This is a genomic window from Micromonospora sp. NPDC047557 (assembly GCF_043205095.1).
Classification (GTDB): Bacteria; Actinomycetota; Actinomycetes; order Mycobacteriales; family Micromonosporaceae; genus Micromonospora.
Genome location: NZ_JBIDDK010000001.1, coordinates 1,049,210 through 1,062,021 on the forward strand (window position 1 = coordinate 1,049,210; position 12,812 = coordinate 1,062,021).

Sequence of the window (12,812 nt, forward strand, 5' to 3'; positions counted from 1 at the left end):
CCCTCGTGGCCAGCGAGACGCAGGTCACCCCGAGGACGAGGAGTCACGGCATGAGCGAGGCATTGGCCAATCTGCTGAACGAGACGCGCCAGTTCCCCCCGCCGGCCGAACTCGCCGCGCACGCCAACGTCACCGTCGACGCGTACGCCGAGGCGCAGGCCGATCGGCTCGCCTTCTGGGCCAAGCAGGCCGACCGGCTGGCCTGGTCGAAGAAGTGGGACGAGGTGCTCGACTGGTCGAACCCGCCCTTCGCGAAGTGGTTCGTCGGTGGGCAGCTCAACGTCGCGTACAACTGTCTGGACCGGCACGTCGAGGCGGGCCGGGGTGACAAGGTGGCGATCCACTGGGAGGGCGAGCCGGGCGACACCCGCACTCTCACGTACGCCGACCTGCACGAGCTGACCTGCCGGGCGGCGAACGCGCTCACCGACCTGGGGGTGACCGCCGGCGACCGGGTGGCGATCTACCTGCCGATGATCCCGGAGGCGGCGGTCGCGATGCTGGCCTGCGCCCGGATCGGCGCGGCGCACAGCGTGGTCTTCGGCGGGTTCTCCGCCGACTCGTTGAGCAACCGCATCCAGGACGCCAGCGCCAAGGTGGTGATCACCGCGGACGGTGGTTACCGGCGGGGCAAGCCGTCGGCGTTGAAGCCGACAGTGGACGAGGCGGTGGCGAGCTGCCCGTCGATCGAGCACGTGCTCGTGGTCCGCCGCACCGGCGAGGACGTGGCCTGGTCGGAGAAGGACCACTGGTGGCACGAGACAGTGGAGACGGCGTCGGCCGAGCACACGGCGCAGCCGTTCGACGCGGAGCACCCGCTGTTCATTCTCTACACCAGCGGCACCACGGCCCGGCCGAAGGGCATTCTGCACACGACGGGTGGCTACCTCACCCAGGCGTCGTACACCACGCACGCGGTCTTCGATTTGAAGCCGGAGACGGACGTCTACTGGTGCACCGCCGACATCGGCTGGGTCACCGGGCACTCCTACATCGTGTACGGCCCGCTCTCCAACGGCGCCACCCAGGTCATGTACGAGGGCACCCCGGACACCCCGCACAAGGGCCGGTTCTGGGAGATCGTCGACAAGTACAAGGTCAGCATCCTCTACACCGCGCCCACCCTGATCCGGACGATGATGAAGTGGGGCGAGGACATCCCCGCCGGCTTCGACCTGTCGTCGCTGCGGCTGCTGGGCAGCGTCGGTGAGCCGATCAACCCCGAGGCGTGGATGTGGTACAGGCAGCACGTCGGCGGGGGTGAGCTGCCCATCGTGGACACCTGGTGGCAGACCGAGACGGGCGCCATCATGATCTCCCCGCTGCCGGGGGTGACGGCGGCGAAGCCAGGTTCGGCGATGACTCCACTGCCGGGCATCGTCGCCGACGTGGTGGACGACCAGGGCCAGTCGGTGCCGAACGGCGGGGGCGGCTACCTGGTGCTGCGCGAGCCGTGGCCGTCGATGCTGCGCACCATCTGGGGTGACGACAACCGGTTCATCGAGACGTACTGGTCGCGGTTCGAGGGCATGTACTTCGCCGGCGACGGGGCGAAGAAGGACGACGACGGGCACATCTGGCTGCTCGGTCGCGTCGACGACGTGATGCTGGTGTCCGGGCACAACATCTCGACCACCGAGGTCGAGTCGGCGCTGGTGTCGCACCCGTCGGTGGCTGAGGCGGCGGTGGTGGGCGCGACCGACCCGACCACCGGCCAGGCGATCGTGGCGTTCGCCATCCCGCGGGGCAGCACGGACATCGCCGGCGAGGCGGGTGAGCAGCTCATCGCCGACCTGCGCAACCACGTGGCGAAGACGCTCGGCCCGATCGCCAAGCCGCGGCAGATCATGCTGGTGCCGGAGCTGCCGAAGACCCGTTCGGGCAAGATCATGCGTAGGTTGCTGCGGGACGTGGCCGAGAACCGGTCGCTCGGCGACGTGACCACGCTGCAGGACTCCTCGGTGATGGAGCTGATCTCCTCCGGGATGAGCGGCGCGAAGTCCGACGAGGACTGACGGCAGGCGTACCCCATCGGTGGGTGACGGTCCGTCCGGACCGTCACCCACCGTCATCTTTTGTGGAGGTACGACCACCGCGCGCCGCCGGCTGCGGTGGTTGGACGAATAACGCCTCCATCACGTTCCCGCCGTTCGGCGTGTTTCTCATTTAGTTTCACGGAGGTCGGCGGGCCTCGATGCGCCCCTGCGCGTCCGGAGCCGGCCGGCATCCTCCGCCCATGCCCGAGAAACGGAGCGGCATGAACAGAAACTCCCATCCGGGGTCGCGTCGACGACTACTCGTCGCGCTGCCCGTCATCGCCCTCGCGGCCACCTCACTGACCGTGAGTGGAAGTGCGGCGGCGCAGCCGTCCACCACCCCCCGGGCGGTGATCGGGGCTGACGAGTACTACATCAACTACGCCGAGCCCGAGGTGCAGACGGACACCACCGGCCGTGAGGTCAAGGGCAAGGGTGGCATCTACACCCCCGCCGTCGACGCCGCGCGTGCGTTCGACCAGAAGCACGCGCGGGGCAACCCGGTGACCGCGCGTCAGCTCGCGCAGATCGAAGCCAAGTCGATCAAGACGGGCAAGAGCCCGCGGCAGATCAAGCAGTCGCCGACCACGCAGACGGCGAAGCTGCTGACGCTGCTTGTCGAGTTCAACGACAAGGCGAACGACGACTTCACGAACGTGATGGTCCCGAAGACGGTGTTCGAGGACCGCACCTGCGTGCCCGGCACCGTGCAGAACGGGCCGAAGCACAACGGCATCCCGAACCCGGCGACGCTGCCGCACGAGGACAACAACTCGATGTGGGTGCCGGACTTCTCGCCGTCGCACTACAACAAGATGCTGTACACCAAGACGGGCATCACCGAGCGGGTCCGCAAGGACCTGAAGGGCCCGGACGGCAAGAAGGGCATCGACCTCTCCGGCCGCACGATGCACAACATGTACCTGGAGATGTCCAAGAACGCGTACACGGTCGCCGGGCAGGCCAGCCCGTGGATCACCGTGCCGCACTCCGAGGGCTGGTACGCGGCCAACCGCTGCACCCAGGACGAGAACGGCAACTGGGTCCCCGGCCGCGAGCAGTCGATGAACGGCCACCCGGACAACCCGGCTGGCGCGGGCAGGCTGGCGACCGACGCGATCGACGCGCTCGCCGCCAAGGACCCCAGCTTCCCGTGGGCCGAGTACGACAAGGAGGACCAGGCCGACCGCGACGGTGACGGCAACCTCTTCGAGCCGGACGGCGTGATCGACCACCTGGTGCTGGTGCACGCCGGCCAGGGCAAGTCGCGCGGCGGCGGTGACCAGGGCGTGTACGCCGTCTGGGCGCACTCCTCCTCGGTCCCGGGTGGCTACACCATCCCCGGCACCGGCCTGAAGGTGTCGAACTACATCGTGCAGCCGGAGGACGCCGGCGTCGGCGTCTTCGCCCACGAGTTCGGCCACGACCTCGGCCTGCCGGACCTCTACGACACCTCCGGCAACGCTGACTCCGACGTGGACTTCTGGGACCTGATGGCCTCGGGTTCGCACTCGGGTGAGATCTTCCAGGCGCTGCCGACGCACATGGGCATCTGGGACAAGTGGGTGCTCGGCTGGGCCGACCCGCTGACCATCCGCCCCGGCTCCAACCCACGTGAGGTGAAGCTCGGGCAGACCTCGCGTACGCCGATCGACTCCGAGGACGGCATCAAGGTCGACCTGCCGGACAAGGTGACGGTCCTGGCCACGCCGCACAGCGGCACGAAGATGTGGCACAGCAACAACGACCAGAGCTGGGCCGACGTCAAGCTGAGCCGCTCGGTCGACGTGCCCAACGCCGCGGACGCCAAGTTCTGGATGTGGAACAACTACATCATCGAGGAGGACTGGGACTACGGCTTCGTCGAGCTCTCGACCGACGGCGGTACGACCTGGTCCGAGCAGAAGGTGTACGCCGAGGGCGGCACGGTGGTCACCACGCCGGACAACTACCCGGACCCGAACGGCCGGATGAACGACTTCGGCGGCAAGAAGTACGGCCTGACCGGCAGCACCGACGGCTGGCGCCACGACTACGTCGACCTGTCGGCGTACGCGGGCAAGACCGTCCAGGTGCGACTGCGTCTGGCCACCGATGAGGCGTTCGAGGAGCGCAACTGGTTCGTCGACGACTTCTCGGTCACCGGCGGCGGCGCCACCACCTGGAGTGACGACGTCGAGGGCGGCGCCAACGGCTGGACGGCCACCGGCGGCACGTTCGTGGACACCACCGGCGCGGGCTGGAAGGTCTCCGGCGGCACCGAGGTGCACGCGCAGTACTACCTGGCCGAGTGGCGCAACTTCGACGGCTTCGACAAGGGCCTGAAGTACGCCTACGACACCATCTACTCCCACGAGGCGTGGAAGGTCGACCGGATCTCCTACAACGCGCCGGGCATGCTGGTGTGGTACCGGGACAGCGCGCTCGGCGACGTCAACCACGTCACCGGGCAGATGACCGCGCTGCCCAGCTACGGCGCGAAGGGCGGGCTGCTCATCGTGGACTCGCACTTCGACCCGTACCGGCGCACCGGTACGGCGGCCGAGAAGGACCCGTCGGTGACGGACAACCTGCCCAGCCGGCCGCAGTCGTCCAACGCGGCGTTCACGCTCCAGAAGACGTACCCCTTCACGGAGTGCCTGGAGGCGGCGAACGAGCCGTACAGCGCGTACTGCACGAAGTTCAAGGCGCAGGCGCCGGTGAAGAGCTTCACCGACGCCAAGGGCTGGTACCCGGGCATCGAGATGCGCAACGGGGCTCCGTACGCGCGGGACAACGACGCCTCCGTGGTGGTGCCGTCGCGCGGTGGAGCGCCGTACACCACCCGGGTGACCAACCCGGACGGCAGCCCGGCACCGGAGTTCTACGGCGTGACGCTGGGCGGCGGCGCGATCGTGCTCGGCACCGGTAACCCGGGCGACGCGGGCGTGCAGAACGGCGTCTCGTTGACCATCCGTAAGACCGCGCGGGACAACTCGTCCGCGACCATCTTCGTCACCCCAGCAAAGAAGTAACGGTTTCGCGCAGCAACAACTGATGGTGGGGCCGGTGGCGGGAACGCTGCCGGCCCCACTGTCGTAACGTCTGATCTTATTGATCGAAATGCATCGCTGCGGACGTTGCCGACCAGCCCACCCTGATTCGCGTGCTGATGAACCGCAGGGGTGTGACGGTGAAAAGCGTTCCCAACAAAATCTTGCAACAAATCGACGCGCGCATCTTCCCACCCGTCCCGGCAGTGTCTATGTTCACCATTGGTCCCACTAGTGGGATCGATCTATCACCGGCCCGTACCCCTGTTGGGCCGGTTCCCTCACACCGGAGGTACCACGTGCGCAAAGTCGCAGTGGGTCTGCTCGGGCTTTCGCTGACGGCGACGGGGCTGGCGTTCGGACCGTCCGCCAGTGCCGCGCCGCAGCCGAAGTTGCCGACGGCCGCTCCGTCGGTCGCCGAGCCCGCCCTTGCCGACCACGACCTGCCGAACCCGCTGGAGGACAAGCGGCGAGCGCTGCGCCAGGAGGGCCTCAACGAGGTCCTCAAGGGCAAGGCCAAGGCAGAGAAGATCAACGGCAGCACCGTCGTCAAGGTCGGTAAGACCCAGGCCGACGGGGCCAGCGCCCGCACCACCGGGGCGGGCACGGCCCAGACGGAAGACCAGTACGTCGAGCTCTCCCGTCAGCGGACCGACAAGATCTTCGTGATCCTCGCCGAGTTCGGCAACGAGCGGCACCCGGACTTCCCGGACAAGAACATCGACCCCAACACCGCGGGGCCGACCAAGTTCACCGGTCCGCTGCACAACGAGATCCCGGCGCCCAACCGGGCGGTGGACAACTCCACCGTCTGGCAGCCGGACTACAACGCCGACCACTACCGGCAGCTCTACTTCGGCACCAACCCCGGCGACGAGTCGCTGAAGCAGTACTACGAGGCCCAGTCCTCGGGTCGCTACAGCGTCGAGGGCGAGGTCACCGACTGGGTCAAGGTCAAGTACAACGAGGCCCGCTACGGTCGTTCCGACGACCCGAAGGCCGACGACGACCCGACCGGTGACCCGAACGTCTGCGACAGCAACGTCTGCAGCAACACCTGGGACCTGGTCCGCGACGCCGCCAACCAGTGGGTCCTCGACCAGAAGGCCGCCGGTCGCACCGACGCGCAGATCGCCGCCGACGTCAAGTCGATGGACCAGTACGACCGGTACGACTTCGACGGTGACGGCGACTTCAACGAGTCGGACGGCTACATCGACCACTTCCAGATCGTCCACTCCGGCGGCGACCAGGCCGACGGTGACCCGATCCAGGGTGAGGACGCCATCTGGAGCCACCGCTGGTACGCCTACGCCTCGGACCAGGGCAACACCGGCCCGGCGAATTTCCCGGCCGGCGGCACCCAGATCGGCGACACCGGCGTCTGGATCGGCGACTACACCATCCAGCCGGAGAACGGTGGCCGGAGCGTCTTCTACCACGAGTACGGCCACGACCTCGGTCTGCCGGACGACTACAACGTGGTCAGTGGTGGCGACAACAACAACGAGCACTGGACCCTGATGGCCCAGAGCCGGCTCGGCGCCAAGAACGACGGCGGCATCGGCGAGCGCGGTGGCGACCTCGGCGCGTGGAACAAGTACCAGCTCGGCTGGCTCGACTACGAGACGATCGGTATCGGGCAGAAGAAGACGCTGGTCCTCGGCCCGCAGGAGTACAACTCGCCGGAGGCGCAGGCCGCGGTGGTCGTGCTCCCGGACCGCGAGTACACCTTCTCGAACGGCGCGCCGTTCGAGGGCAGCAAGCAGTTCTTCACCGGCAACGAGGACGACCTGAACAGCACGATGACCCGGACGCTGGACCTCACCGGGAAGTCGTCGGCCGCCCTGGCCATGAAGGGCCGCTACAACATCGAGAGCGGGTTCGACTACCTGTTCTTCGAGGCGTCGACCGACGGTGGCAAGACCTGGGCGACCCTGCCCGGCACCGTCAACGGCAACCCGCTGAAGGAGATCTCCCCCGGGCGCTTCGCCCTGGACGGCTCCAGCAACGGCAAGTGGGTCGACGTCAACATCCCGATGAACTCCGTGGCGGGCAAGGTCGTGCAGTTCCGGCTGCGCTACCAGACCGACGGCGGCCTGTCCAAGGGCGGCTTCTACGGTGACGCGATCACCGTGACCGCCGACGGCCAGACCGTGTTCACCGACGGTGCCGAGAACGGTGCCAACGGCTGGACCTTCGCCGGGAAGTTCGAGATCGCCACGGCCACCTACACCCGCTTGTTCGACAACTACTACATCGCCGGTACCCGGTCGTACACCTCGTTCGACAAGTACCTCAAGACCGGCCCGTACTACTTCGGCTACGCGAACACCCGCCCGGACTACGTGGACCACTACGCGTACCAGGAGGGTCTGCTGATCTCCTACCACAACACCCGTTGGGCGGACAACGACACGTTCGCGCACCCGGGTGAGGGTCGGAACCTGATCATCGACGCGCACCCGGAGCCGCTGTACAACCTGACCGGTGCCCCGTGGCGGGCCCGCGTCCAGGTTTACGACGCTCCGTTCAGCCTGAAGAAGGCCGACTCGTTCACGCTGCACATCAACAGCCAGCCGAACTACGTTCGCGGTCAGGCTGCGCAGTCGCTGTTCGACGACACCCAGCAGTACTGGTACCCGGAGCTGCCGAACCACGGCGTCAAGCTCCCGGCGACCGGCCGGAAGATCAAGGTTGTGTCGCAGGACGGCATCAACACCACCGTCCGCTTCTCCTGATCCTCGGATCAGGCGACACCCGCACCACGGCGATGCCCGGGCAGGTCACCTGCCCGGGCATCGCCCGTCTCCGGGAACCCCGGCCGCGCCCCGCGCGTCCGATCACCCGTGCAACCGCGAACCCGCACCACCCTGACCGGCGTTGGTCTGGCCGCCCTGCTGGCGCTCACCGGCTGCGCCGGAACGCGGAACGAAGGAGACGGCGTGTCCTCCGAGCAGAGCCCGTCTGACGCTCCCTCGACCGGCACACCGCCGTCCGCCGCCGCGCCGACCGGGCCCACCGATCCGACGCCGTCGTCCCCCTCCGGCCGCCCGTCGCGCTCGCGCGTCCCGCTGCCCACCCTGCGCCCTCCGACCGGGCCGCCGCGCACGCCGACCGACGCCCGCAAGGCCAACGTGCTGGCCGGACGGATCAACCGGGGCGGCGACGGCCCCTGCTACGGCCTGGTCACCGACGACGGCCGGCAGTACGCGCTGCACGGCACTGGCAAGGGCGCCTTCGCCGTCGGCACGACCGTGCTGGTGACCATCGGCCCGGCCGACCCGACCGCCGACTGCGGCCCGGGCACCCCGGCCAGCATTGTCGACATCAGCCCGGTCGGCTGACCGTCACCCGACGCTCCCGGGCCACAGACGGGCCGGCGAAACGGCTGCCTGCCGGCGGGGTCCTAGGCTGTCTGCCATGACCGACCAGCGCGGCGGAGCCGTCGACGAGTCCTGCGTCCTCACCGAGGGGCCGTGGACGCACCGTTTCGTCGGCGCCAACGGCACCCGGTTCCACGTGGTCGAGGCCGGCACCGGGCCGATGGTGCTCTTCCTGCACGGCTTCCCCGAGCACTGGTGGGCCTGGCACCAGATGCTTCCGGCGGTCGCCGACGCCGGCTTCCGCGCGGTCGCCGTGGACCTGCGCGGTTACGGCGCCAGCGACAAACCACCCCGGGGGTACGACGGCTACACCCTCGCCGCCGACATCGCCGGCCTGATCCGTGCCCTCGGTGAACGGTCGGCGACGCTTGTCGGTAGCGGCGTCGGCGGCATGGTGGCCTGGACGGTGGCGTCGTTCCACCCGTCGCTGGTCCGGCGGTTGGTGGTCCTGGGTGCACCCCACCCGCTGCGGCTGCGCGCCGCCATCTTCGCCGACCCACGCGGGCAGTTCGCCGCCTCCACCCCGGCGTTGAAGTTCCAGCTCCCCCGCTACGAGCACGTGCTCACCAAGGACGGCGGGGCGGCCGTCGGGGAGATCCTGCGCCGCTGGGCCGGGCCGCGCTGGGTCGCCAGCGGCGACTTCGAGGCGTACGCCGAGCGGTGCCGGGAGGCGATGCGCATCCCGCAGGCCGCCTTCTGCGCGCTGGAAGGCTACCGCTGGGCCTTCCGTTCGGTGCTGCGGCTACACGGCTACCGGTTCGTCCGCCTCATGCAGAAGCCCCTGGTCACCCCGACCCTTCAACTGCACGGCGCACGGGACGTCGCCGCCCTGCCACGAACCGCCCTGGGGTCCGGCCGGTACGTCGTGGCGCCGTACGAGTGGCGCCTGCTCGACGGGGTGGGGCACTTCCCCCACCTGGAAGCCCCCGAGCTGGTGCTCGGCGAGATCCTGCGGTGGGCCAAGTCCTGATCGGTCAGACCCGCTGCTCGCGCAGGTCGGTGACCTCGGCGGCCGGCGCCCAGCCCTGGTAGACGCCGAAGTCGAAGACCTCCAGCCGCATCGCCTCGGCCACCGGCCAGCGACCGCCGGTGTACTCCACCCGCAGCCAGGCGTCGTGTTTGCCGAGCACGATGAACGGCTGCCCCTGCCACGTGCAGGTGGTCCGCACGTACGCCAGATCCTCGACCTCGCTCGCCGGCAGCACCCGCACGAACCGGCCCGGACGGACCTCCTCGAAGCCCTCACCCGGCTCTGGCTGGTAGAGCCGGATGTCGTCGCCGTCCGGGCTCGCCTGGTACTCCCGGCCCCGCCAACGGGCCACGTAGCCGTCGCGCATCACGCCTCCGGAACCCGTCGCCAGATGACCGCGTCCGTGTCGAGCACCGCGATCACCCGCTCGGTGCCGTCCCCGCCGATGCGCCACAGCTGCGCGCCGTGCGGGAGACGGGCGCTGTCCACCTTGAACTCAGCCACCACGTCGCTGCTCTCACCCGGGGCGAAGCCGTTGCCCCGGAACGGCGGGCGCTCGATGACCCAGCCCTCCATGGCCCGCATCGCCGGCTCGTTCTGGCCGCCGTACGGGATCCGGTAGAGGCTGGGCCGGTGCGCCGGCCAGCGCAGCACGTAGATCTCCTCGGCCTCCCGCACGAACGGTGACCCCGGGTAGCTCAAGCCCAGCGCGTCGTGCAGCTCGGCCGGCGTGGTCAGGTGGGCCAACTCGCCGGCCCGGTGCACGAACCCGGAGACCCGGTCGTACCCCCGCTCCAGGTAGTACGCGAGCTGACTGGGCGCGATCGCCTTCTGCATCACGGTCGGGCGGGCAGGGTCGACCGCCGCCGGAGCGTACCGGGGGCGGGCCGTGGGTTCCGCCTCGACCGCCGGCTCCTCCGGGTCGACCTCCAGATCGTCGCCGAGCCCCACCTCTGCGGCCCAGTTGGCCAACGCGACGATCTGGTCGCCGGGCAGCTTCGCGCCGACCGGTGTGCCCGGGTTGACGGCGAACGACCAGTCCTCGTCGGGCCAGCGCCGGATCAGCTGGGCGAACTTCACCCGGACCGTGTCGACGTCACCCTCGACGTGGTCGGCGAGGCGCTCCGGGGACGTGTAGACCACCACGTACGTCTCGCCGTCGAGCTGGGCGGTACGCCAGACGAAGCCCGGGTCGCCGGGACGGCTGCCGCGCACCGAGTCCGCCGCCGCCGGGAGCAGGACCCGGGCCAACAGCAGGGTGGACAGGAACGTGTCCGTGCTGCCGGCACCGGCCGCGCCGAGCAGGTCCTCCTCGACCGTGTTGGCCGGCTCGAACTGCACCGACGCCGGCTCGTCGGCCATCGCACGCTGGTCGTCCACGACCGGGCGTTCGTCGTCGGTGTCGGGGCGTACCGCCTCCGGCTCGTAGCCCAGCGGGGATCGGGGCGAGGACCAACCGGCGTCCACGCCGGCCGAGCCGCCACCGCCGCCCAGGCCGCCGTCGCTCAGGTCAGCGCTGCTCAGGTCGGGGCCGGCAGAATCGAGCGGGCCGCCGCCGGTGCTGTCCGTGCCGAACAGGCCGGCGGCGGTCCCGGTGGAATCGGGCCGGCCCGTGCCGGTGTCGGCGGGTTCGAACGACACCGAGCCGGACGACGCGGGCTCGAACGACGAGGGCACTCCGATCGGATCCGGGGCCGCAGCGGGGGGCCCGGGAACGAAGGGGCCGGGCATCGAGGCGCCGGGAGCAGCGGGGTCGGGCACGGACGGGCCGGACGCAGCCGGGCCGAACGTCGGCGGGGCGGCGGTGGTCGGGCCGGGTCGCCGTGCCGCGTCGAATGCAGGAGCGCCCTCGGCCGGGTCGAGGAGATCCCGGGACTCGATGATGGTGCCCTCGATGACGATGGGCGTGAAGCCGCGACGCGGGGCGGGTGGGCCGGAGACCGGCTCCGCGACCGACGGCGGCAGTTCCTCCACCGGCTCGAAGCGCTGCCGGTCCCCGGGTCGGCCACGCGGGATCGCCTGGGTCTCGTCCGCCGTGGGAACGGGCCCTCCGACGCGGGTCGGTGACGGCTCACCCGCGGCTGGACCGGGCACCCGGAACGCACGAGTGGGTTCCTCGGCCAACGGGTTGGGCCGTCGCGGTGGCAGAGGCTGGGTGGTCTCGTCGTCGGCCGCGGGCGCTCGTACCACCCGGGGCGCGCCCAGGTCGCCGGCCGGTGGCCGCAGCCCTCGGGTGGCGTCCGGCGTCGGCATCGGGAAGGCCGGGGCCACGTTGTCACCGCCCGGCGCGTCCGCGGGACGGCGACGCGGGAAGGGCTGACTGCCCCGCCCGAACCGGGACGGCGGCGCCGCGCGGTCGCCCGACCGACCGTCCCCGGAGACAGGGCCGGACGCGCGACCGGACGTCGGCTCGAAGAAGGAACGCCGACCACCCTGGGTGTTGCCGTCACCGGCGGCCGGGCCGTCGGCGTCGCTGGCCGGGCGGCCCACGGACGGCCGGCCGGCGCGCGGACCCGGCTGGTCGGCCGGGGCGACCTGGGCGCGGTCGGTGGAGGCCAGTGGCACGTACCGGGATGCGCCGGTACGGCCCGTGCCCGGCACGGGGCCGACGCCGGGGCGGGCCGGTCGGGGCGGGACGGTCGGCTGCCGCGGACCGGCGGCGGGCAGGTCCTCCGAGCCGGACCGGCTCGACAGCTCACCGGGACCGGGCGCCCGGGTCGGGGTGCCCGACGCGGAGGGTGTGCCCACCGGCGGCACCGCGTTCCTCGGCGCGGGTCGTCCGGACGGCGTCGGGTCCGACGCGGGCGGCACGAACCCGGTGGCGGGCGACGCGTCTCGGCCGGCCGTACCGGCTCTCGACCGGGCCAGCGTCTCGGCCCGCTCCAGCCGGGCGCGGGCGCCCATGGCGCGGCCCGGTAGCCGGACGTCACCACGGGAGAGCTGGGACACGAACCAGGCGGGCAGGTAGCCCTCGACCGGCAACCCGGGGTTGACCGCGAGCCACCACTCGTGGTTGGGCCAACCGACGGCGAGGTCGGTGAACGGCACGCGCCGGTTGGTGCCGCCGTGCTCACCGAGGCAGGCCCGCAGCGCCGCGGGGGAGGTGAAGGCCAGCACGTGGGTCCGGCCACCGGTGGTCCAGGTGCCCCAGCCGGCGGACGTCTGGCCGGACGGCGCCGGTGTGGAGACCGGCAACAGCAGATCGGTGCGGGACAGGAGACGGAAGTAGAGCTCCTGGTCTTTGGCGCGCAGCGCGTCCCACATCGCCACCTCGGCCTCCGTGGCCGGCTCCCATTCGGTCACGGCCACCTCTCCTTCCGAGAACAGGCCACAGGTATCGCGTACAACCTACAAGGTGGTATCAAGATCACAATGGCTGGCCGGCGGC

Annotated in this window: 7 protein-coding genes; 5 read left to right on the forward strand and 2 right to left on the reverse strand. The window is 70.4% G+C overall.

All coding sequences use genetic code 11. The annotated features are described in order from the left end of the window. The first annotated feature begins 50 nt into the window (after window positions 1–50). The 5 genes from acs to ACGGAQ_RS04895 all read left to right on the forward strand — a co-directional run bounded on the left by acs (window position 51) and on the right by ACGGAQ_RS04895 (window position 9,424). Window positions 51–2,015, forward strand: coding sequence for an acetate--CoA ligase (gene acs / locus ACGGAQ_RS04875; protein ID WP_393044669.1), 1,965 nt, complete (start codon window positions 51–53; stop codon window positions 2,013–2,015). 221 nt (window positions 2,016–2,236) lie between these two features. Beyond that, window positions 2,237–5,050, forward strand: a complete 2,814-nt coding sequence (locus ACGGAQ_RS04880) for an immune inhibitor A domain-containing protein (protein WP_393044671.1) — start codon at window positions 2,237–2,239, stop codon at window positions 5,048–5,050. 332 nt (window positions 5,051–5,382) lie between these two features. Then, window positions 5,383–7,809 (forward strand): immune inhibitor A domain-containing protein, encoded by a 2,427-nt coding sequence (locus ACGGAQ_RS04885; protein ID WP_393045674.1) that lies wholly within the window; start codon window positions 5,383–5,385, stop codon window positions 7,807–7,809. 204 nt (window positions 7,810–8,013) lie between these two features. Then, window positions 8,014–8,415: a hypothetical protein gene (locus ACGGAQ_RS04890; protein ID WP_393044673.1), complete on the forward strand. Its 402-nt coding sequence runs from the start codon at window positions 8,014–8,016 to the stop codon at window positions 8,413–8,415. A 76-nt stretch (window positions 8,416–8,491) separates the two neighbouring features. Next, entirely contained in the window at window positions 8,492–9,424 is a 933-nt protein-coding gene (locus tag ACGGAQ_RS04895) for an alpha/beta hydrolase (RefSeq protein WP_355134284.1), read from the forward strand. 4 nt (window positions 9,425–9,428) lie between these two features. Here ACGGAQ_RS04895 and ACGGAQ_RS04900 read toward each other — a convergent pair whose 3' ends face one another. Together ACGGAQ_RS04900 and ACGGAQ_RS04905 are read right to left on the reverse strand one after the other, a co-directional pair. Next, the gene (locus ACGGAQ_RS04900; RefSeq protein WP_393044676.1) at window positions 9,429–9,794 is read right to left on the reverse strand and encodes a hypothetical protein; all 366 of its coding nucleotides are present in this window, start codon (window positions 9,792–9,794) and stop codon (window positions 9,429–9,431) included. Then, a complete protein-coding gene (locus tag ACGGAQ_RS04905) occupies window positions 9,791–12,727 on the reverse strand; it encodes an SseB family protein (RefSeq protein ID WP_393044678.1) in 2,937 nt (978 codons plus the stop codon). The genes ACGGAQ_RS04900 and ACGGAQ_RS04905 overlap by 4 nt, the downstream gene beginning before the upstream one ends. Window positions 12,728–12,812 lie beyond the last annotated feature (85 nt).

Excerpts from the sequence above, each read along its gene's own strand:
- acs (WP_393044669.1), top strand. The coding sequence starts at position 51 with ATGAGCGAGGCATTGGCCAATCTGCTGAACGAGACGCGCCAGTTCCCC.
- ACGGAQ_RS04880 (WP_393044671.1), top strand. The coding sequence starts at position 2,237 with ATGCCCGAGAAACGGAGCGGCATGAACAGAAACTCCCATCCGGGGTCG.
- ACGGAQ_RS04895 (WP_355134284.1), top strand. The coding sequence starts at position 8,492 with ATGACCGACCAGCGCGGCGGAGCCGTCGACGAGTCCTGCGTCCTCACC.